The organism is Cellulosimicrobium sp. EB106-03-01-XG111, assembly GCF_058792115.1.
This window is the reverse complement of record NZ_JBYTEQ010000005.1, coordinates 297377-318106: the sequence shown is the minus strand read 5'-3', so window position 1 is coordinate 318106 and position 20730 is coordinate 297377. Positions and strand designations below refer to the sequence as shown.

Sequence of the window (20730 nt, the reverse complement as noted above, 5' to 3'; positions counted from 1 at the left end):
TGCTTGGAGTGGTGCAGCTCCATGATCCGCCCGGAGATGTGCGGCTCGAGCGCACCGTAGTCGTAGGACAGCTCGGGGAGAGTGTAGACAGGCATGGTTCCTCAGGTTCCTTCCGTCGGTATGCAGCCACGCTAGGACCTCGACCACGGTTGAGGTCAAGGAGGGCGCGCTGTGATCTTGCAGGTCGGACGCGTCGTCCCGCTCGTCGAACGGCTGCGGGCGGCCGGCTGCGGGTGGCGGGCGGGCGGCGGGCGGGCGGCTCCGGCGAGCACGCGGTCCGCGACCGGGACAGCCCCCTTCCGGTCGCTCGTCCCGTGCTCGACGGACGGTGGTGGGGGAGTTGGCTGGGTCCGCGAATTCGTGGGTGCCTGCGGTGCGCCGTGGGGCACGATGGACGGATGCCCGACGACGCCCGCCCCGGCCTGCGCGTGACGACCACCCTGGTCGTCCCCGAGGCGGAGCTGTCGTGGCGGTTCTCGCGCTCGTCCGGCCCCGGCGGGCAAGGTGTCAACACGACGGACTCGCGCGTCGAGCTGTCGTGGGACGTCGCGCGGTCGGCGGTGCTCACGGAGGCCCAGCGGGCGCGGATGCTCGACCGTCTGGGGCGGCGGGTCGTGGACGGCGTCGTCACCGTCGCGGCGTCGGAGCACCGGGAGCAGCGACGGAACCGGGAGGCGGCGCGCACCCGGCTCGCGGCGCTGCTGGCCGCCGCCGTCGCACCGCCCGGGCCGACCCGGCGCGCGACGCGGCCCACGCGTGGGTCCGTCGAGCGGCGGATCGCCGCCAAGAAGCGGCGGACCGACGTCAAGCGCCTGCGCCGCCCCCCGCACGACTGACCGGGGCACGGCTCGCCGACCACGACCCTGCCCCCGGTCGAGCACGACCCTGCTGTCGTTCTCGACGCGAGAACGACGGCGACCTCGTGGTCGGCGGGGTCAGAGGCGGCGCGCGAGCTCCGGGTAGTCCACGACCAGACCGTCGGCGTCGACGGTGAGGTCGGCCGTGAAGTCCCGCGTCGCGCTCGTGTACGTGACGACGCCCCGCCCGGTCGCGGGGTCGAGGGCCTCGCGGGCCGCGTAGACCTGGTCGCTGCGCAGGACGCGCAGCGACGGCACCTCGACCCAGGCCATGACGAGGTGCGTCTCGTGCGCCGGCGGGCGGTCGCCGAGCAGCCCGAGCCGCAGGATCGGCATCGTGTTCGTCACCGGGCAGAGCGCGATGTCGCAGTCCAGCGCCCCGTCGAGCGTGGCCGGGTCCGCCACCCCGGGCGCGGCGAGGCCCGACGGCGGCGTCCCCGTCTCGCGCACGTCGGCCCGCCACGCGCCGTCGGGCGTCCGGACGAGGTCGAGGTGCCGCGACCAGCCGAGGCCCCGCACCGACACGTCGAGGTACTCCGTGACCCAGCCCGGCCCGGTGCGCAGCGCCCACGCCGTCGCGTACGTCGTCGCGCGCGACGTGCCGAGCGCGGCCAGGCGGTCGCCGCGCACGGTGACCGTCGCCGCCTCGAGGCGGTCCGGGTCGTCGTCCCAGCCGGTCCATGCGACGTGCCTCGTCCGTGGGCTCACGCCGGTCAGTGTGGGCCGAAAAGCCGGTGCCCGCGCGGCGAGCGCGTGGCAGGGTCGCGCCATGACCTCTCGTATCTCCCACACCACGTTCGACGCGCGGGACGCCTACGCGCAGTCCGTCTTCTGGGCCCAGGTCCTCGGGTACACCGACGTGCCCGGCGACCCGAACCTCCCCGGCCACGAGGAGTGCATGATCGTCCCGCCGGCCGACGCGACCACGCCCGCCGAGAGCCGTGGGCACGTCCTGTTCGTCGAGGTGCCCGACGACAAGCAGCTGAAGAACCGCGTCCACCTCGACCTGCGGCCCACCGACGGGTCGCGCGAGGAGGAGGTCGAGCGCCTGCTCGCGCTCGGCGCGATCCAGGTCGCCGACCGTCGCACGCCCGACGGCGGCGGCTGGGTCGTCCTCGCCGACCCGGAGGGCAACGAGTTCTGCATCCTGCGCAGCGACGCCCAGGTCGCGGCGGACGCGGCGCGCCGGGCGCCCGCGCGCTGACGCGGGGCGGGCCGTCCTTCCCGCTCGCGAGGCGTCGTCCCCGAGGCCGCTGATCGCTTCCCGCGAGGGGCGGTCGTCGCCGGGCGGTCCCGGTGTCGCACTCCGGCGCGTACCCTCGGGTCGTCGCAGGGGAGGGTGGCCACGTGGTCGGTCAGGTGTTCGTCGACGAGAGCAAGGCACGGGAGTCCCTGCTCGTCGCGGCCGTCGTCCTGCCCGGCTCGATGAACACGGCGCGACGGGTCGTCCGCGACCTCACGATGCCCCGCCAGCCACGCATCCACATGAAGAGGGAGAGCGACGCGCGTCGCCGGAAGAGGTGCCTGCGCGCCCTCGTCGAGGACATCGCCCGCGACCGGCGCACGCACCTGTGCCTCGAGCGGGACGAGAGCCTGGTCCAGCGCGACCGCAGGCACCTGATCGAGGCCACCCGAGCCGCGGGGTGCTCGGAGAGCCTGGCGTACCGGCACGAGAGCGCGACCGCCGAACCGCTGCTCGCGCTGCCCGACGCGATCGCCTGGGCGTGGGCGAGGGGCACCTCTTGGCGCCAGCGGTGCGAGCCCGTGGTGAGCCGGGTCGTCGATCTCTAGCACCGAGCCCGGACAGCGCGAGACCCGAGCGCCACGACCATCCGGACGGGTCTCGGGTCCACTTCCCGACGCTCAGCGCGACGGGCTCGTCCCAGGATAGTGGCGGGCGCCCCGGCGGGCAACGGTCTCGTCAGCGGTCGGTCATCCGGATCCAGCCGCGCTGCGCGGCCCGGACGCCGGCCTCGAACCGGCTGGTGGCACCGAGCCGCCCCATGAGGCCGGCGGCGTGACGGCGCACGGTGCGGGGCGAGACGCCCAGCCGGACGGCGACGGCGGTGTCGGTCTTGCCCTCGGCGAGCAGCCGCAGCAGCGTGTCCTCGCTCGGGGCGAGCGCGTCGCCGTCGGGCCGGGCGCGGTCCCACTCCGACTCGGCGAGGGCGCGGAGCGCGGCGACGGCGTCGCGGTCGGTCACGGCGCGCGTGCGGTCGGGGCGTGCCACGAGCACGACGGTGTCGTCGAGGGCGACGAGCGACACCGGCAGGGTGGTGGCGACCCGGCGCTCGACCGCGGGGGCGCCGCCCGCACCGCCCGCACCGCCGGCACCGCCCGCACCGCCGGCGCCGAGCGTCACGACGCGGAGGCGTGCGGCGTGGCGGGTGCGCTCGCGGACCCGGACCCACAGCGGCTCCGGACAGTCCTCGCTGCCGTCGTCGAGGACGAGGACGTCGTGCGCGCGGCGCAGCGCGAGGGCCCGCGCGGAACGGCGGGCCCCGAGGACCGGGTCCCGCTCCGTCGAGGTCACGCCGTGTGACTGTAGTCTACCCCGGCAACGGTCCCGGGTCGTCCCGCGGTGCGGACCGATGTGACAGCTAGCGGGCAAGAAAGGCTCTTGTCCTCTTCCGGCCAGCCGAATTTGTTTACACCGCGAGCAACCGCTGCGAGGCTTCCCCCGGACCGCCGGGCGGGGTGCGTGCTGCCTGGTGTCCGCGTGCGTCGGGACCGTCCCGGCGCCGGCGAGCAGGGGGCGACGTGGGCGTGCTGCCGGACGACCGGACTCTCGTGGACCTCGTCCGCGACCACGTGCGCGAGCGCCCGGACCACGCCGCGGTCGTCGTCGTGCCGGAGGTGGGGGAGCGGCGGACGCTCACCTACGCCGAGCTCGACGCGCAGGCGGCGGCGCTCGCGGGGCGGCTCGCGGCCCGGCACGAGCCGGGCGACCGGGCCCTGGTCCTCTACTCCGCCACCGCGTCGTTCGTCGTCGGGCTCCTCGCGTGCTTCTCCGCCGGGCTGGTCCCCGTCCCGTCGCCCCTCCCGGGCGGGCAGGCGTACCAGCGCGAGCGCGTGCGGGGCATGCTCGCGGACTGCGACGCCGCGGTGGTGCTCGTCGACCCGACCGCCGCGACCGAGACGACGGAGTGGGCCGCGCCGCTGCGGAGGGCCGACGGCGGCCCGGTCGTCGTCACCGTGGTCGACGGCGCGACGGACGGCCCGACGCGGCGGGACCGCCCCGGTCCGCAGGACGTCGCGTTCCTCCAGTACACCTCCGGGTCCACGAGCAGCCCCAAGGGCGTCGTGGTCACGCACGCGAACGTGCTGCACCACCACGACGCCTTCACGACGACGCTCGGCCTCGTCCCGGACGACGTCTTCTGCAGCTGGCTCCCCGGGTACCACGACTTCGGGCTCGTCGGGATGCTCCTGGTGCCGCTGGGCCTCGGGGCGACGGCGGTCGTCGTGCCCTCGACGTCGTTCCTCAAGCGCCCGGTCCGCTGGCTCTCCGCCATCACCGAGACGGGGGCGACCGTCACGGCGTCGCCGAACTTCGGCTACGACCAGTGCGCGCGGCGCGTGCGCGACGACCAGCTCGCCGAGCTCGACCTGTCCCGCCTGCGCTGGGCCCTCGGGGGCGCCGAGCCGGTCGATCCCGCCGTCCTCGACGCGTTCACGCGCCGGTTCGAGCCCGTGGGCTTCCGCGGGTCCGCGCACGGCCCCGGGTACGGCCTCGCGGAGGCGACGCTGACCGCCACGTACCCCGACAGGCGGCTCCCGCTCGTCGTCACGGCGGACGAGGCGGCGCTCGCCGACGGCCGCCTGGTCGTGACGGCGGAGGCGTCGTACCTGTCCGCGCTCCCCGACGCCACGGCGGCGGCCGGCGGCCCCGGCGTGCGCCTCGTGTGCTGCGGCGTGCCGAGCGGGGTGGAGCTGCGGGTCGTGGACGGCGAGGGCGCCACCCTGCCGGACGGCGCGGTCGGCGAGGTCTGGCTGCGCGGCGGCAGCGTCGCGGCCGGGTACTGGGGCGACGCGTCGGCGGCCGCGACGGCGGAGACCTTCGGCGCCGTCGCCGCGGACGGCACGGGACCGTGGCTGCGGACCGGCGACCTGGGGGCGATGCACGACGGCCAGCTCGTCGTCACGGGCCGCATCAAGGAGCTCCTCATCGTCGCGGGGCGCAACCTCTACCCGTACGACCTGGAGCGCGAGCTGCGCCGCCTGCACCCCGGGGCCGAGGGCCGCCCGGGTGCGGTGTTCGAGGCGGACGGCCGGCCCGGCACGCTGTGCGCGGTCCAGGAGTTCCGCCCCACGCCGGGCGCCCGGGCGGGCGGGGCGGCGAGCGCCGAGGAGGAGCTGGACGCCGTCGTCCGGCAGATGGCGGCCCACCTCGCGGCCGTCTCGGGCGCCACGGTGCACGACGTCGTCCTCGTGCGTCCCGGCCAGGTGCCGCGGACCACGAGCGGCAAGATCCAGCGCGGCCGGGCGCGCGACCTGCACGGTCGGGGCGACCTGGCCGCGCTCCACTCCCTGCGCGCGGCCCGGGACCGCGCGCACCCCGAGCTCGCAGGGACCCGATCATGACCGCACCCCGCCACGACCCCTTCGACGATCTCGTGCTGCGCCACGTCGCCACCGCGCTCGGCGTCGCCACCACCGACGTGGACCCGGGGGCCGACCTCGCCGGGCTCGGCCTCGGCTCGGTCCAGGTGCTGGCGCTGCTCGGCGACCTGGAGGACGCCCTCGGCGTCGACCTCGACCCCGAGGCCGTCGTCGACAACCCGACGCCCCGCGCGCTCGCGGCGCACCTGCGCAGCGTCGTCGACGTCCCCGGGACGGCGGCATGACGACCCTCGTCGACGTCGGCGCGCACGTGCCCGCGACGCGCGTGCCGATCCGCGACCTCGCCGACGAGCTGGGCCTCGACCACCTCGAGCTCGGCGTGTTCGAGAGGTTCTTCGGGCTGCGCGAGGTGTGCACGGCGCCGGGGCAGACCCTCACCGACCTGCTCGTCGCCGCGGCGCGCGCGGTGCCCGGTCTCGCGGGCAACGAGCACCGCGTGCGGTACGTGCTCGGGGCGCGGACCATCGCGACGGTCGCACCGGTCGGGGCGAACCCCCTGCACGACGCCGCGGCGCGCCTCGGCCTGGACCACGCGGTCGTGTGGACGCTCACCCAGCACGCGTGCGCGTCGGCGCTGCTCGCGGTCGACCTCGCGGGGCGCCTCCTCGCGTCGGACGGCGACCCGGACGCGCTGGCGCTCGTGCTCACGGGGGAGAAGGCGTTCAGCCCGGGCTCCCGGCTCATCGAGGGCACGACGATCATGGGCGAGGGCACGGCGGCGTGCCTCGTCGCGGCGTCGGGCCCGTCTGTCGGTGGGTCGGTGCGCACGCCGGGCAGCCCCGTCCTCGCGTACGCGACCCGCACGCTGGGCGAGTACCACCAGGTGCCGCTGCCCGAGGACCTGGCGAGCCCGTTCGGCGTCGCGTACACCGAGGTGCTCGCCGAGGTCGTGCTCGAGGCCGTCGAGCGCGCGGGCCTCACGCTGGACGACCTCGCGCTCGTCCTGCCGCACAACGTCAACCGCGTGTCGTGGCGGCGGCTGTGCGCGCGCCTCGGCCTCCCGCTCGCGCGCGTCCGGCTCGACGACGTCCCGGTGACCGGCCACTGCTTCGGGGCGGACTCGTTCATCGGCTACGCCGCCGCGCGCACCGAGGGTCGGCTGCGTCCCGGCGACCCGTTCCTCATGGTCGCCGTCGGGCTGGGCGCCACGTTCTCCGCCATGGTCCTGCGCCACGAGGGCTCCGACAGCTCCGAGGGCTCCGAGGGCGACTCGGTCCACGACACGAAGGAGCAGGCATGACGGTCGAGCAGGTGACGGGGACCGCCTCGCACGCGTCGGCGGCGGTCGGCCGCGAGCCGTTCCTCGCGCGGGCCAAGCGCGCGCTCGCGGGCGCGCCCGACGCGCCGCTCGTGCTGCTGGGGAACTTCGAGGTCGAGGACGCGTGGGCGGTCGGCGAGGTCGGCCTGCCCACGGTCGGCGGCGCGTCGGCGACGGCCGCGCTCGTCCACCGCATGGACGAGCTCGCGCTGCTCCTCGCCGGCCCGCGCGACCACGTGGTGCTCAAGGCCGTGCCGGACCCCGACCACCTCGCGCACCTGGACGCGCTCGGCATCGGGCTGCCCACGGTGCACGTCGCCGGGTCGAGCGACCCCCTGCGCACGGTGACGCTCGACGCCCTCGACTCGCCCGCGCTGCTCGCGCGCCTCGGGGAGCTCGCGGCGGACGGCGTCCGGCTCCTCGCGCACGGGACGTCGTCGGCCGAGGAAGACCTCGCGACGGCGACGGGCCTGCGCTCGGTGCTCCCCGACGCGGCGACGACCAAGACCGTCAACAGCAAGGTCTACAGCCGCGGCCTGTGCGACGAGCTGGGCGTCGAGCAGGCGCGCGGCTGGGCGTGCCGGACCGTCGAGGACTTCGAGCGCGCGTGCGCCGAGGCCGCGCGGCTCGTCGCGGACGGCGCGACCGTCGGCGTCAAGGACGCGTACGGCGTCTCCGGCAAGGGGATCCTCGTCGTCGACGACCCGCGCCGGCTCGACCAGCTCGTGCGCATGGTCGCGCGCCGGGCCGCGCGCTCGGGCGACGACCGCCTCGCCGTCGTGGTGGAGGTCTGGGCCGACAAGGCGGCGGACCTCAACTACCACTTCACCGTCGCGCGCGACGGCTCGGTCACGTTCGACTTCGTCAAGGAGGCGATCACGGAGGGCGGCGTCCACAAGGGCCACCGGATCCCGTCGCGCCTGCCCGCGGACCAGGTCGACGCGCTGGCCGAGCTGTCCGGGCGCCTCGGCGCGCGTCTCGCGGCCGACGGCTTCCACGGCCTCGTCGGGGTCGACGCGCTCGTGCGCACGGACGGTCGGCTCCTGCCCGTCCTCGAGATCAACGCGCGCAGCAACATGTCGACGTACACCGTCCCGCTCCAGGAGCGGTTCCAGCCGGACGGGTGGGTCGCGCTCGCGCGCCAGTACCCGCTGGTGCTCGACGCTCCGCTCCCGTTCGCGGCGCTCCACGACCTCCTCGGGGACCTGCTGCCGGGCGCCCCCGGCGAGGCGGGCCTCGTCGTCCAGGGGACGGGCACCGTCAACGCGGGTGCGCCGGGCCCGACGCCGGGCGCCACGTTCGCGGGCCGCCTCCACGGCCTCCTCGTCGCGCCCGACGACGAGGCCCTGACCCGCCTCGACCGCGCCGTGACGGAGCGGCTGGCCTCGCGGCCCTCCGCCCGCCCCACCGAAGGAGACGCCCGATGACCACGACGCCGACCCGGCCGACGACGCCCGGGAGCGCGGACCTCGCCGCGGTCGCGGAGCGGTACGGGACCCCCGTGTACGTGTACGACGGTGACGTGCTCGCCGCGAACTACCGGGCGCTGCGCGAGCGGCTGCACCCCGCGCTGGGGATCTTCTACTCGCTCAAGGCGAACCCGAACGTCAGCGTCTGCGGGCTGCTGCACGCGCTCGGCGCGAACGCCGAGGTGTCGTCGCTCGCCGAGCTGCGCACCGCGCTCGCCGCGGGCGTCGCGCCGCAGGACGTCCTGTTCCTCGGCCCGGGCAAGAGCCGGGACGAGCTCGTCTCGTGCCTCAACTCGGGCGTGCGCGCGATCATCGTGGAGTCGCTCCCCGAGCTCGCGCTCGTGGACGAGCTCGCGCAGGCGGTGGGACGGCCCGCGCGCGTCGTGCTGCGCGTCAACCCGTCGTTCTCCGTGAAGGGCTCCGGGCTCACGATGGGCGGCAAGCCGCGCCAGTTCGGGATCGACGAGCAGCAGCTCCTCGACGCGCCCGACCTGTGCGCCGGCCTCGCCGCGGCCCGCGTCGTCGGCGTCCAGGTGTACCTGGGGACGCGCATCCTCGACGAGGGCACGATCGTCGAGAACACGACGCGGATCTTCGACCTCGCCGAGCGGCTCGCGGAGCGCCTGCGGTTCCCGCTGGAGCTCGTCGACGTCGGCGGGGGCCTGGGCGTCGCGTACTTCGAGCGTGAGCGCGACCTCGACGTCGAGGTCCTCACCGCGGCGCTCAACCCCGTCGTCGAGGCGTTCGTGCAGCGCCACCCCCGGACCGAGCTCGTCATGGAGCTCGGCCGCTACCTCGTGGCGCTGTGCGGCACGTACGTCGCGCGCGTGCGGTACGTCAAGGAGTCCATGGGCGAGCGGTTCGCCGTGGCCGACGGCGGCACGAACCACCACATGGCGGCCGTCGGCATCGGGTCGTTCGTCAAGCGCAACTTCCCCATGCGTCGCGTCGGGCCCGCCTCGACCGCCGAGGACGTCGCCTGGAACGTCACCGGTCCCCTGTGCACCCCCAACGACACGATCGGCAAGGCCGTGGCCCTCCCGGCCGACCTCGCGCCGGGCGACCTCGTCGCCGTGGAACGCTCCGGCGCGTACGGCGCGACGGCGTCGCCGGTGCACTTCCTCAGCCACGGGTACCCGGCCGAGGTCCTCACGCTGGGCGACGAGACGTTCCTCGTCCGGCACGCGGACACGCCGGACGACCTCCTCGCGCGCCAGGTGTTCCACGACCTCGGCGCGCGGGTCGAGCCCGTCGCCGCCGGCGCCGTCCCCTGACCCGCCGCCCGTCCGCCGTCGTCCAGCCACCGCCCGCCTCGCGGGCCGATCCACCACCGGAGGAACCATCGTGAGCACCAGCACCGAGCCGCAGGAGGCCCTCGGCCGCGAGCGCGTCGTGGGGGCCGTCGTCGAGGCGCTGTCGAGCGTCCTCGGGCGACCGCTGCCCGACGTGACCGCCACGACGCGCCTGTTCGACGACCTCGACCTCGACTCCACGAGCGTCCTCGGCCTGCTCATGGCCCTCGAGGACTCCCTCGACATGGAGGTCGACCCGGAGTCGCTCGAGCAGGACCACCTCGAGACGGTCGGCTCGCTGACGGACTTCGTCGTCGAGCACTCGACCCGGAACTGACGTGCCGTCCGGGGGCAGCGGCGCCGGAGCCTCGCGGGGGTCCTGGCCGCGCGGGGACGGGCTGCGGGTGCGGGCGGTCGTGGACGTCCCGGTCGACGACCTCGCGCCCGTCGGGGACGGGACGCGGCGGTCGGTCGCGGAGGACCTGCGGTACGTCTACGGCGAGGACCAGCCGACGGACTGGCTCGAGGACGGGCCGGGCCGCGACTACCCGACGATGATCCGCGCCGCGCGCGCGGCCCTCGGCGGGCGCGGTCTGCTCGACGACGTGCGCCTCGTCGTGCTCGTCGTGACGACGCCCGACCTCCAGCACGAGCGGCTCCTCGGCGGGTTCGTCGCGGACCTGTTCGACGGCGGCCCGTTCACCTTCTGCGTCACGGAGCAGGGGCTCGCGGGCCCGTTCACCGCGCTACGGCTCGCGGGCGAGCTGCTCGCCGACGGCGGGTTGGTCGGCGGGTCGGGCGATGCAGCGCGGGGTGGGACGGCCGTCGTGCTCGTCCTCGAGCAGTGCACGCTCCCGCCCACGGAGACACGCGTCCCGGCGCGGGACCGCGTGGTGGCGCTCGTCGTCGGGCGCGACGGTGCGGGGCGGCCCGTCGAGGAGCTGTCGGTCGTGCGCGCCCCACGAGGTCCGCGACCCGCGGGTCGCGGCGCGTCGGCGGGGGCGTCCGACGCGCCCCGCGAGATGGGCTCGGACGTCCGGCGCGTCGTCCTCGGTGTCGACGTGGACCCGGCCGACGTGCCCGTGCTCGACGGCGACGTCGTGCGGCACGCCGACCCCGGGGCCGCGGCGACGGGCGTCTGGGAGGTGCTCGCGGACGACGACGCCCCGGACGCGCCCGTCGTGCTGCACGAGCGGTGCGTCGAGCTCGGCTACCGCTGCTCGCTCGCCCTCGGTCCGTGGTCGGCCGCGACGTCCCGCGAGACCGACGGCCGCGCCCGCGAGGCGGTGCTCGCATGAGCGCGGGGGTCGACGCGCGGGGCGCGGTGGCCGAGGGCACCGTGAGCACTGCAGCGGCCGGTGCGGGCGTCGCGACGGCGGACGGGGCCGGGGGAGCGGCGGCGGTGGCCGGGATCCCGGGGGACCGCGGAACCGCCGGGGTCGCCGGGGTGCGCGACGTCGCCCGCGAGCAGGGCGCGGTCGCGGCGCTCGTCGCGCTCGCCGCGGTGCTGCCGGTCGCGGTGCTGCCGGGCGAGTGCGTCCTGCTGCCCGACGCCGTCGCCCCGCCGCCCGGGTCGGTGCTGCTGGGCGAGGTGCTCTCGGACGCGGGCCCGCTGCTCGCGTGGCGCGCGGCGTCCGAGGCGGTGGACGACCGGCGCGCCCGTGCCGCGGACGCCGCGTGGCGCGTCGGCGTGGCGTGGGTGCGGACGGGCCTGTGCGAACGGTTGACCGACCGTGCCGTCGACCGGCTCCGCGGCCGGATCATCGGCGGCACGGCGACGGTGAACCTGCCGCCGGTGCGCCTCGTCCTCGCGGACGCGGCGCTCGCGCACCTGGAGGCGCAGGCCTTGCTGGCGCGCGTGACGGCGGAGCCCGGGGAGCCGGCGGAGCGCGGGAAGCCGGCGGACGTCGGGCCGGTCCCCGCGGCGACGCTGGCGCGCGTCACCACGGTGCTCGACCGCGCGTCGCGGGCCGTCCACAACCTGTTCGGCGCCTCGGGGTTCGTCGACGGCGAGGCGGCCCGGCTGGCCCGCACGATCGACCTGCTCGGCCACGCGAGCGGCACGCTGCCGCCCGGGGCCACCGGCGGCGGGGAAGGGGAGGACGCATGACCACCGTCGATCTCGGCGCGCTGCGGGACCACCTGCGCCCCGTGGCCGTCGCGCTCCGCGAGCGCGCTCTCGCGGTCGACACCGACCCGGGAGCCCTGCACGCGCTCCTCGACTCCGGCGTGCTGCCCTACCGGCAGCTCGGCGGCTTCCCGCCCGGCTACCTCGACGACCCACTCCGCGTGCGGGGCGTGCCCGTGCTCGTGCGCACGTGCGTCGAGCGCGCCGTCGTCGCGGAGACGCTCGCGTGGGGCGACGCGTCCGTCGTCGTCGGGGCGCCGGGGCCGTCGATGTCCGGGGTCGTCGTGGACGACCTCGCGGACGACGAGCAGCGCGACCGCTTCTACCGGCACGTCGCGCAGCCGCGCACCTGGACGTTCTTCGGGCTCACCGAGCCCGACCGCGGCTCGGACGCCGCCGCGCTCGAGACCGCGGTGGTCGCGGGAGGCGTCCTGCGCGGCCACAAGAAGTACGTCGGCAACGTCGCCCGCGCGAGCCTCGGCGTCGTGTTCGCGCGGCACCGCCCGGGTCCGCTCGGGGTCGGGGTGTACCTCGTCGACACCGCGCGCCCGGGCTTCGACGCCGCCCCGCTCGTGACGACGGGCATGCGGGCCGTCCAGCTCGGCGAGGTGCGGCTGCGCGACGTGCCGCTCCGCCCGGAGGACACCCTGGGCCGGCACCTCTCGCCGTCGCGCCGCGGGCTCCTCGGCGCGGTCCGCACGTTCAACCGGCTGCGTCCCGTCGTCGCGGCGCTGGCCGTGGGGGTCACGCAGGCGGCGCTGGACTACGTGCGGACCGAGCGGTCGTCGTTCACGGCCGACGAGCGCGGGCTGCTCGAGACGTTCGACGACCGCCTCCACGCGGCCCGGGCCCTCGTGCTCCAGGCGGCGCGCGGCGCCGACGCCGACCCGGCGGACGGGACGCTGCCCGCGGCGGCGAAGGCCACGGCGCTGGACCTCGCGGACGAGGTCACCCGCACGGTGCCCGCACTGCTCGGCCCCGGTGCGCGCTGGGAGCACCCGTACCTCGACAAGCTCGTCCGGGACGTGCCCGGGCTGGAGATGATGGAGGGCACGCGGACCGTCCAGCGGCTTACGCTCGCCCAGGGCTGGCTGCAGGGCAGGGCACGGCATGCCGAGCTGGTCTAGGGCTGCCGGAAGGGCGCCGGCCTTGCCCGCACCCGGGACTGATCCGCACGCCGCCGCGCCGCTGGACGGGGCGGGCGGCTCGGATGCTGCCGGAGGCTCGCGCGCGGTGGGCGCCCCGACGGACGCGTCGGTCCCGTCGGTCCCGTCGGTCCCGTCGGTCGCGTCGGTCGCGGAGCTGCGTCGTCGCGTCCTGCGGCTCGCGGGCCCGATCTGCGCCGCGCTCGTCGTCGGAGCCCTCGCGCAGCTCGTCGTGGCGGCGCTGCTCGGCCACATGGGCGACGACGCCCTGTACGTGCGCGCGCTGTTCATCCCCGTGACGTTCCTCGTCCTCGCGGTCCAGGAGGGCCTCGACGTCTCGACGCAGGTCGGGTTCGCGCGCCTGCGCGGCGCGCGCGACGAGGACGACGCGCCGACGTCCGCGACGACGGCGCTCCTGGGCCGGTTCGTGGGCGCGGGCGCCGCGGTGCTCGGCGCCGTGGCGCTGCTCGTCGTCCTCGCCGCCCCGGCGCTCGCGACCGTGCTCTCGGTGCCGGGCCCGCTCGTCGCGGAGTTCGTGGCGTTCGCGCGCTGGACGGTGCTCGCGAGCGTCCTGTCCGTGCCGACGGCGGTGGCGGCCGCCGCGCTGCGCGGCTGGGGCCGCACGGGCGCGTCGGCGACCGTCGCGCTGCTCGTCGCAGGGCTCCAGGTGCTCGTCGTGTGGCTCGTCGGGCTGGTCGGCGGGTTCGGCGTCCTCGCCGTCCCGGTCGCGATCGCCGGGTCGACCCTCGTGGGCGCGGGCGTCGCGTGGGCCCTCCTCGTGCGCGCGCGCCTCCTCCCGGCTCCGGGACGGCCGATGCCCGGCGTCGCGCGACCGGGCGCGGCGGACCACCGGGGCGTCGACGTGCGCGCGCTCCTCCTCGGCGTCGGCCTGCCGGTCGGCCTGTCCTATCTCCTGCTCACCGTGACGAACCTCGTCATGGTGTGGGTGCTCGGTCCGTCGGGGACCGCCGTCGTCGCCGGGTTCGGCGGCGCCGCGACGGTGCAGACGCTCGTCGTCGTGCCGGCCATCGGCCTCGCGGCCGCGGTGAGCATCGTCATGAACCAGCAGTGGGGTGCGGGCGCGCTCGGCCTCCTGCCGCGCACGTTCCGCGCCGGGACGGTCGTGGTCGCGGGGACGTACGTCGTCGTGGGCGGCCTCGTCCTCGCGGCGGCGCCCCTCCTCGCGGGGCAGCTCTCCGCCGACCCCGAGGTCGCCGCGCAGGCGGCGCTGTACCTGCGGGTCGTCGGGCCGTCGTACGCGGGCGTCGGCCTCGTGCTGTACCTCGTGACGCTGCTCGAGCAGCTCGGCTACGGGCGCGTCGCCGTGACGCTCAACGTGCTCTACCACGCGGTCTCGCTCGGGGTCGGCGGGGCGCTCGCGCGGTCGGGCGGCGGGCCGACCGCGCTGTACGCGACGATCGCGGTGACGAACGTCCTCGGGCTGGCCGTCCTGCTCCCCGTCGCGGTGCACCTCGTGCGACGACGCGCGGGCAGCCGGGTGGGGCAGGGGACGCCGTGACGGCCGGAGCGGCGGTCGCGCACGCCGGGGAGCCCGGGCCGGGAACGGCTGCGGCGGGCGGCGCGGGCCGCGACCCGGTGCTGAGCGTCGTCGTCATGCACCACCCGGCGCGGGGCGACGTGTCCGGCCTCGTGCGCGCGTGCGCGCCGCTGGACGTCCGCGTCGTCGAGGACCCCGACCCGGACGGTCCGCCCAGCCCGCTGCGCACCGCCAAGCGCGCCTGGGCCGCCGTCGCGCCGGGTGCGACGCACCACCTCGTGCTTCAGGACGACGTCGCGCCCGTCGCGGGCTTCGCCGAGCTCGTCCGGCGGGCGGTGCGGGCCCGGCCGCGGCACGCCGTGGCGCTGTACTCGAACTGGAACAGCCCGCGCAACGCCTACCTCGTGCGCGCCGCCGCGGCCGCGGGCCAGGCCTGGGCGCCGCTGGGCCACGACGAGTGGGTGCCGACCCTCGGCCTCGTGCTCCCCGCCGACGGCGCCCGACGCCTCGCCGCGCACCTCGCGACCCTGCCCGACGACGCGCGCGACGACGACGAGGCCGTCGTGACGTTCTGCGCACGCGCGGGATACCCGGTCGTCGCGACGCTGCCGCACCTGATCGAGCACGGCGACGGCCCCAGCCTCGCGGGCAACGACGCGCACGGCTCCCGCCACGCCACCGTCCCGGCGGGCGACGCCGTCGACCCGGACGCGTGGGACCGTCCCGGTCCGGAGCGCACGCCGGCGCGCGTCCCGGCGACCCTGCGGCCTGTCGCCGTGACGCTCGACCGGTCGCGCTGCACGCTGCGCGTCCTGCGTCCGGCAGCGGGCGAGCCGCTCGAGCACCCGTTCGGGTGGGGCTGGGACGCCTGGGCGGGGTGGCTCGGCGTCGACCCGGCGGTCGTCGCGCACGACGTCGCGGCGCTCGCCGCCGGGGTCTGCCCGGAGCTCGGGGGTGTCGCCCCCGCGGCGCTCGTCGAGCTCGGCGCGGCGTGCTGGCTGCTCGGGTCCGACGTCGCGCGCACGGACTGGCCGCCGCCCGCCGGCCCGGGGACGACGGCGCACCGCGTGGCCGCGGTCCGGACGTGGGTGCTCGCGGGGCTGCTCCCCGCCGACCGCCCCGAGGGTCGGGTGGACGAGCTCGTCGCGTTCGGTCTCGACGCGCTCGCCGCAGGCGCGGCGTGGGCGACCACGGCGCGGGACGCCACGGCGGGCGGCGCGTCCCCTGCGGGTCCCGCCCAGCCCGGCCCCGGCGCGCGCGACGACCGGCTCGACCCGGCCGCGCTCGACGCGGTGCGGCTCCTGGCCGAGCGGGACGCGGCCGTCGTCTGCCGCGCGGCCGGTCCCGCGGTGCCGGTCCGGGTCGTCGTGCACGACTGCGTGACGTGCGGCGCGCAGGCCGCGCACGCCGTCGCCGACCTCGCCGCGCACGCCGACCTCGACGGCGCGGCCGAGCACGCCGTGGCGACCGCCGTCGAGCGGGACGCCACGGGCACCCGGGCGACGGTCGAGGTCCTTGCGTGCGAGCGGCTGGAGGTGCGCGGGCTCCTCGGCCTGGTGCCGGGCGGACGGCACGTCTCGCGCGGGCTGTGGACGGCTCACCGCGCGTCGGCCACGGGGGAGGAGCGGCTCGACGCCGCCGACCTCCTCGTGGCGCTGGTGGACGAGGCGTCCGGCCTCCCCGTCGTCGCCCGGGCGGTGGGAGAGCCGCTCGGCCGCCGGAGCCGCGCGCTGCTCGGGCTCCAGCACGCGACGGGTGCCGCGCAGGAGTACGCCGACCGGTACGCCGCGGCGCGGTCCGCGCGCGCGGCGGAGCTGCTGTGAGCGGCGGCCCGGCAGGGGGGTGGCGGTGGCGCGGGGACGCGCTGCTGCTCGACCTCGACGGCACGCTCGTCGACTCGTCCGCCGCGATCGAGCGCCACACGCTCGCGTGGGCCGCGCGCCTCGGGCTCGACGGCGCGGCCGTCGTCGCCGCGTCCCACGGGCGGCGCGACGTCGAGGTCGTCCGCCTCGTCGCGCCGGGCGCCGACGTCGCGCGCGAGGTCGCGTGGCTGCACCGCCTCTCGTGCGACGACACGGAGGGCGTCGTCGCCGTGCCGGGCGCGGCCGACCTGCTGGCCGGGCTGGACCCGCGCACGTGGACCGTCGTGACGTCGGCGGCGCGCGAGGTCGCGCTCGCGCGCCTCACGGCGGCCGGGCTGCCGGTGCCGGGGCGCCTCGTGTGCTCGGAGGACGTGACGCGCGGGAAGCCCGACCCCGAGGGTTTCCGCGCCGGGGCCGGGCTGCTCGACGTCGACCCACGGCGGTGCCTCGTGCTCGAGGACTCGGCGGCGGGCGTGGCGGCGGGGCGCGGGGCGACGGCGGCGGTGCTCGCCGTCGGGCCGGAGCCCGTGCCGGGGGCGCACCACCGCGTGCCGGACCTGCGGCCGGTGGCGGCACAGCCGCTGCGCGACGGGCTGGAGGTCGTCGTGCGGGTCGACCGCGCTCTGCGGGTGGCCGGGCTGGAGGTCGTGGCGTGAGCGGTGCCCTCGAGGTCGAGGTCTGGTCCGTCGACACGACGGTCCCCGTGCCGGGCGGCGAGACCCTCCTCGGGCCGGCCGAGCGCGCGCGGTCCGCGCGGTTCGTGTCCGGCGTCGACGCGTCCCGCTACGTGCACGCCCACGTCGCCGCCCGGACGATCCTCGCGCGCCGCACGGGGCTCTCACCGGCGGACGTCCGGTGGGAGGTGGGGCTGCACGGGAAGCCGGGACCCGTCGTCGGGCAGCGGTGGAACCTCAGCCGGAGCGGGGGGCACGCGCTCGTCGCGCTCGCCGTCGCCGACGTGGGCGTCGACGTGCAGGTGCGCGACCCCCGCGTCGACGTGGCCCGCGTCGCGGCGCGCTACCTCGCCCCCGCTGGCCGGACCGCGGGAGCCGCCGACGACTGGCGGCGCCTCGCGCGCCTGGAGGCGTGCGTCAAGGCGGTCGGCGGGCGCCTGCTCGACGTGCTCGGGCTCGACGTCACGACCCCCGGGCTCGTGCGGGCCGACGGCGGCGCGTGGTGCGGGCACGAGTGGTGGGTGACCGACGTGCCGGCCCCGGGCGGCGCCGTCGCCGCGTGCGCGACGCCCGGTGCGCGCCCGCACGCGTGCCGCGTCCGGACGTGGCCGGGTGAGCAGCGCGACCGGCTCCGCACGGTCCGGGTCCCGCAGCCGGCCGCCGTGGTGGAGGGGGTCCGATGAGGGTCGTGCACCGGGTCGAGGTCCGTGGCCCGACGGGCGAGGGGCCCGCCACGTGGGGACAGACGGCCATCCGGCGGGCGCTCGCCGCGCTCGTGCCGCAGGACCACCAGTTCAACCTCGTCTGGGGTGGTCCGCTCGACCGTCCGCTGCCCGTCGCCGCGGCGGTCGAGGTCGTGCGGGCGCTCGTCGAGCGGCACGACTCCCTGCGGACCCGGATCCACGCACGGGGCGGCGACTTCGTCCAGGAGCTCTGCGGCGCCGGGGAGGTGGAGGTCGTCGAGGAGCGGGTCGACGACCTCGACGCCGTCGCCGTGCGCGGCGCACGGATGCGCCACGAGCTCTGGGGCCGGGCGTTCGACTACGCGACGGACCTGCCCGTGCGAGCCGGTCTCGTGACCGTCGACGGCGCGGTGCACCACACGGTGCTCGTCGTCGCGCACACCGCCCTCGACGGGTGGGGCCTGCCCGTGCTCGACGCCGACCTCACGGCCCTCGCCGCGGGGACCGCCCCGCCGGAGCGGACCGCGTGGACGCCGCTCGACGAGGCGGCCTGGCAGACGTCGGACGAGGGCCGACGGCACGACGCCGCCGCCCGCGCGCGCACCCTGCGCACGATGCGGGCGGCGCCCGTCGAGGTCTTCCCGCGGAAGAGCCCCGACGGCGGGACCACCGGCGGCGGGAGCACCGCCCGCGAGGGCGCAGGAGACGAGGGGACGGAGGGCGGGGGCGCGGGAGGCACGGTCGTCGGCGCGCGGCCGCGCTACCGGCAGACCGTCCTGCGGTCGATGCGGCTCGGTCCCGCCGCCGAGCTCGTCGCCGCGCGGTGGCGCACGAGCACGTCCTCGGTGCTGCTCGCGGCGTCGTGCCGGGCGCTGGCCGCCGCCGCAGGCCGGGACGACCTCGCGCTCCAGGTCATGGTGAGCAACCGGTTCCGGCCGGCGCTCGCGGGCGCCGTCGTGACGACCGCGATGGAGGGGTTGCTCCACGTCGACGGTCTCGACGCCCCGTTCGAGGAGGTCGGGCCGCGCGTCTGGCGGGCCGCGATGACGGCGTACCGCTCGGCCTGCTACGACAAGGATCTGCTCCGGCGCGAGGCCGCCGCCGACCCGACGACCGCGCACGACGGGACCTGCTGGTACAACGACCGGCGCGGCACCGGGCCCGACCGGACGTTGCGGGCGCGGCCCACGCGGTGGCGGCGGCTGGTGCGCGCCGACGCGTCCGACGAGCAGGGCGGCGTCACGCTCACGCTGCACCTCGTGGACGCCCCGGACGGCGGCGTCGACGTGGTGCTGACGGCGGACGCCGGACGCCTCGACGACACGACCGCGGAGTCCGTGGTGCGGGACGTCGAGCGCACGGTCCTGGCGGCCTCCCGGGCCCCGACCCCCTCGGCGCCTCGACGCGACCCTCGGGCCGCCACCCCACGCGCTCCGTGACCGGCGTACCGAGGGGCTCGCCCGCGCGTCGGGCGGTGTGACGTCCGCAACGTGGTGCGGCTGAGGTGGCGCCAGCGCGTGCGAGGAGTGCTGGACCCTGGGAGTGTTCACGTCCGCAGGGGGAAACCGACGTATCGGAGGAGAACTCATGGGTTGGATCGCGTACATCGTCCTCGGTCTCGTGGCCGGTCTCATCGCCCGTGCCGTCCTGCCGGGCAAGCAGACCGGATCGGTGATCATCACGATCCTGCTGGGCATCCTGGGCGCGCTGCTCGGTGGGTGGCTCGGCTCGGTGTTCTTCGGGACCTCGCTGGGCGACCTGGGCGACTTCCGCACCTGGCTCCTCGCCATCCTGGGCTCGCTCATCACGCTCGGCGTGTACGGTGCGGTCACCCGGAACAACCGGGGCTGACCGTGCGCACGGCGCACCGTCGGTGACGTCGGGGACGGGAGCGTCGTGGGGAGCACTGGCACCGGGGGAGTCCGCGTCGAGGACGGTGGCCGTCGCTGGGTGATGTGGGGCCAGATCGACTTCGCCGTCACCCACGAGGTCAAGGCACGGCTCGCCGCCACGATCGACGGCCGCCCCAAGACGGTCGACCTCTCGGCCGTGACGTTCATGGACTCGTCCGGCCTGCACCTGCTCCTCATGAAGGTGACCGAGGAGTCGCGACCGCGGCTCCTCGGTGTCCCGCCCCAGGTGCTCGAGATCCTGGAGTTCAGCCACGCGCTCGACCTCGTCGAGATCGTCGGCCCCGACGAGGTGCCCCCGCCCGACGAACCGGCCGGCGCGCTGGCCGGCTGACCGACCGCCCGCGGCGCGCGACGTGCTATCCCAGCGCGTCGCGCGCCGCGCGTGCGACAGCCGTCGCGAGCCGGTCGAGCGAGGCGGAGTGCAGCCGCCACTGCTGCCAGTGCTGCGGAACCTCCATCGCCCGCGCGTCGTCGAAGCCGACGAGGCGCCCGGCCCGCTCGGCACGGGCGCTCTGCAGGTCGGGCAGCATCCCCCAGCCCATGCCGAGCTCGACGGCCCGGCGGAACTCGTTCGAGGCGGGGACGTAGTGGCGCGGCGGCTCGAGCGCTGTGCCGACCTCCTCCGCCCGGAGCCGCAGGTAGCGCTCCTGGAGGTCGTCCTTGCGGTCGAACGCGAGGACGGGCGCCCGGGACAGCGCCGCGGCCGTCGGGCCGTCCGGGAACCAGCGCTCGATGAACGCCGGGCTCGCGCAGGGCCGGTACCGCATCCGGCCCAGGAGGGTCGACCGGCAGCCCGGCACCGCGTCCGCGACCGACGTCACCGCAGCCACCGCCGTCCCGTCGCGCAGGAGCCCGATCGAGTGCTCCTCGTCCTCGCGCAGCACCTCCAGCCGTGCCCATCCCGCCGCCTCGGCCAGGGCGGGCAGCGCCCACGTCGTGAGGGCGTCCCCGGAGACGACGAGCGTGATCTCCGGCAGCGCGGCCGGGTCGCCCGCGTCCTCCGCGCCCCGCCGGACGCCCAGCTCCGCGAGCACGTCCGCCTGCTGCAGCGCGAGATGGCGTGCGTGGCGCACGAGCACCCGCCCGGGCGCGGTCAGCTCGGCGGGCTTGCCCCGCCGCACGAGCACCTGGCCGACGGCGGACTCCAGCGCGCGCATGCGCTGGCTCACGGCCGACGGCGTGACACCGAGACGGCGCGCCGCGGCGTCGAACGTGCCGGTCGCGGCGATCGCCTCGAGCGCGCGAAGCTGGTCGGGCTGCAGGTCCACCATGAGCGGATCTTACGGTTCTGCAGAATCTGTCGCTGTACTTCACGCGTGCACGGTCCT

The 20730-nt window shown here is 77.0% G+C and carries 22 protein-coding genes and 1 pseudogene; 19 read left to right on the top strand and 4 right to left on the bottom strand.

All coding sequences use genetic code 11. From position 1 onward, the window contains the following. A pseudogene (locus AC3WT4_RS07070) lies at positions 1-95 on the bottom strand (superoxide dismutase); the annotation flags it as partial. A gap of 303 nt (positions 96-398) precedes the next feature. Here AC3WT4_RS07070 and arfB point away from each other — a divergent pair. Then, positions 399-836, top strand: a complete 438-nt coding sequence (gene arfB, locus AC3WT4_RS07065) for an alternative ribosome rescue aminoacyl-tRNA hydrolase ArfB (RefSeq protein WP_257418916.1) — start codon at positions 399-401, stop codon at positions 834-836. Positions 837-935: 99 nt separating this feature from the next. Here arfB and AC3WT4_RS07060 read toward each other — a convergent pair whose 3' ends face one another. After that, positions 936-1565 carry a putative glycolipid-binding domain-containing protein gene (locus tag AC3WT4_RS07060; protein WP_492315103.1) on the bottom strand — a complete coding sequence of 210 codons (630 nt, stop codon included), beginning with the start codon at positions 1563-1565 and terminating at the stop codon, positions 936-938. A gap of 61 nt (positions 1566-1626) precedes the next feature. Between AC3WT4_RS07060 and AC3WT4_RS07055 the strand changes: the two genes are divergently transcribed. Then, entirely contained in the window at positions 1627-2061 is a 435-nt protein-coding gene (locus AC3WT4_RS07055) for a VOC family protein (protein ID WP_492315102.1), read from the top strand. Positions 2062-2204: 143 nt separating this feature from the next. Beyond that, a complete protein-coding gene (locus AC3WT4_RS07050) occupies positions 2205-2648 on the top strand; it encodes a hypothetical protein (RefSeq protein WP_492315101.1) in 444 nt (147 codons plus the stop codon). A 130-nt stretch (positions 2649-2778) separates the two neighbouring features. Here the strand turns inward: AC3WT4_RS07050 and AC3WT4_RS07045 are convergent, their stop codons facing one another. After that, positions 2779-3390, bottom strand: a complete 612-nt coding sequence (locus AC3WT4_RS07045) for a helix-turn-helix transcriptional regulator (protein ID WP_492315100.1) — start codon at positions 3388-3390, stop codon at positions 2779-2781. 227 nt (positions 3391-3617) lie between these two features. Between AC3WT4_RS07045 and AC3WT4_RS07040 the strand changes: the two genes are divergently transcribed. The 16 genes from AC3WT4_RS07040 to AC3WT4_RS06965 all read left to right on the top strand — a co-directional run bounded on the left by AC3WT4_RS07040 (position 3618) and on the right by AC3WT4_RS06965 (position 19733). Next, entirely contained in the window at positions 3618-5441 is a 1824-nt protein-coding gene (locus tag AC3WT4_RS07040; RefSeq protein ID WP_492315099.1) for a fatty acyl-AMP ligase, read from the top strand. Further along, a complete protein-coding gene (locus tag AC3WT4_RS07035; RefSeq protein WP_074804426.1) occupies positions 5438-5704 on the top strand; it encodes an acyl carrier protein in 267 nt (88 codons plus the stop codon). Before AC3WT4_RS07040 ends, AC3WT4_RS07035 begins: the two co-directional genes overlap by 4 nt. Next, positions 5701-6720 (top strand): 3-oxoacyl-[acyl-carrier-protein] synthase III C-terminal domain-containing protein, encoded by a 1020-nt coding sequence (locus tag AC3WT4_RS07030; protein WP_074804427.1) that lies wholly within the window; start codon positions 5701-5703, stop codon positions 6718-6720. Before AC3WT4_RS07035 ends, AC3WT4_RS07030 begins: the two co-directional genes overlap by 4 nt. After that, positions 6717-8165: a preATP grasp domain-containing protein gene (locus AC3WT4_RS07025; RefSeq protein ID WP_492315098.1), complete on the top strand. Its 1449-nt coding sequence runs from the start codon at positions 6717-6719 to the stop codon at positions 8163-8165. Before AC3WT4_RS07030 ends, AC3WT4_RS07025 begins: the two co-directional genes overlap by 4 nt. Then, the gene (locus AC3WT4_RS07020) at positions 8162-9481 is read left to right on the top strand and encodes a type III PLP-dependent enzyme (protein WP_492315097.1); all 1320 of its coding nucleotides are present in this window, start codon (positions 8162-8164) and stop codon (positions 9479-9481) included. Before AC3WT4_RS07025 ends, AC3WT4_RS07020 begins: the two co-directional genes overlap by 4 nt. Before the next feature lie 70 nt (positions 9482-9551). Next, positions 9552-9836 carry an acyl carrier protein gene (locus AC3WT4_RS07015; RefSeq protein WP_492315096.1) on the top strand — a complete coding sequence of 95 codons (285 nt, stop codon included), beginning with the start codon at positions 9552-9554 and terminating at the stop codon, positions 9834-9836. 67 nt (positions 9837-9903) lie between these two features. After that, positions 9904-10797: a hypothetical protein gene (locus AC3WT4_RS07010; RefSeq protein ID WP_492315095.1), complete on the top strand. Its 894-nt coding sequence runs from the start codon at positions 9904-9906 to the stop codon at positions 10795-10797. Further along, positions 10794-11609: an acyl-CoA dehydrogenase family protein gene (locus AC3WT4_RS07005; protein ID WP_492315094.1), complete on the top strand. Its 816-nt coding sequence runs from the start codon at positions 10794-10796 to the stop codon at positions 11607-11609. Before AC3WT4_RS07010 ends, AC3WT4_RS07005 begins: the two co-directional genes overlap by 4 nt. Continuing rightward, a complete protein-coding gene (locus tag AC3WT4_RS07000; protein WP_492315093.1) occupies positions 11606-12754 on the top strand; it encodes an acyl-CoA dehydrogenase family protein in 1149 nt (382 codons plus the stop codon). Before AC3WT4_RS07005 ends, AC3WT4_RS07000 begins: the two co-directional genes overlap by 4 nt. Before the next feature lie 106 nt (positions 12755-12860). Then, positions 12861-14291, top strand: coding sequence for an MATE family efflux transporter (locus AC3WT4_RS06995; protein ID WP_492315092.1), 1431 nt, complete (start codon positions 12861-12863; stop codon positions 14289-14291). After that, complete coding sequence (locus tag AC3WT4_RS06990; RefSeq protein WP_492315091.1) at positions 14288-16093, top strand: hypothetical protein; 1806 nt, start codon at positions 14288-14290, stop codon at positions 16091-16093. Before AC3WT4_RS06995 ends, AC3WT4_RS06990 begins: the two co-directional genes overlap by 4 nt. Beyond that, positions 16090-16788 carry an HAD-IA family hydrolase gene (locus AC3WT4_RS06985; RefSeq protein WP_492315090.1) on the top strand — a complete coding sequence of 233 codons (699 nt, stop codon included), beginning with the start codon at positions 16090-16092 and terminating at the stop codon, positions 16786-16788. Before AC3WT4_RS06990 ends, AC3WT4_RS06985 begins: the two co-directional genes overlap by 4 nt. Further along, positions 16785-17489 (top strand): 4'-phosphopantetheinyl transferase family protein, encoded by a 705-nt coding sequence (locus AC3WT4_RS06980; RefSeq protein ID WP_492315089.1) that lies wholly within the window; start codon positions 16785-16787, stop codon positions 17487-17489. The genes AC3WT4_RS06985 and AC3WT4_RS06980 overlap by 4 nt, the downstream gene beginning before the upstream one ends. Next, positions 17486-18928, top strand: a complete 1443-nt coding sequence (locus tag AC3WT4_RS06975) for a condensation domain-containing protein (protein WP_492315088.1) — start codon at positions 17486-17488, stop codon at positions 18926-18928. The genes AC3WT4_RS06980 and AC3WT4_RS06975 overlap by 4 nt, the downstream gene beginning before the upstream one ends. Before the next feature lie 148 nt (positions 18929-19076). Then, on the top strand, positions 19077-19340 hold the full coding sequence (locus AC3WT4_RS06970) for a GlsB/YeaQ/YmgE family stress response membrane protein (RefSeq protein ID WP_009863124.1): 264 nt from the start codon (positions 19077-19079) through the stop codon (positions 19338-19340). A 45-nt stretch (positions 19341-19385) separates the two neighbouring features. Beyond that, a complete protein-coding gene (locus AC3WT4_RS06965) occupies positions 19386-19733 on the top strand; it encodes an STAS domain-containing protein (RefSeq protein WP_143031064.1) in 348 nt (115 codons plus the stop codon). 25 nt (positions 19734-19758) lie between these two features. Here AC3WT4_RS06965 and AC3WT4_RS06960 read toward each other — a convergent pair whose 3' ends face one another. Then, entirely contained in the window at positions 19759-20673 is a 915-nt protein-coding gene (locus tag AC3WT4_RS06960; RefSeq protein WP_492315087.1) for a LysR family transcriptional regulator ArgP, read from the bottom strand. Positions 20674-20730 lie beyond the last annotated feature (57 nt).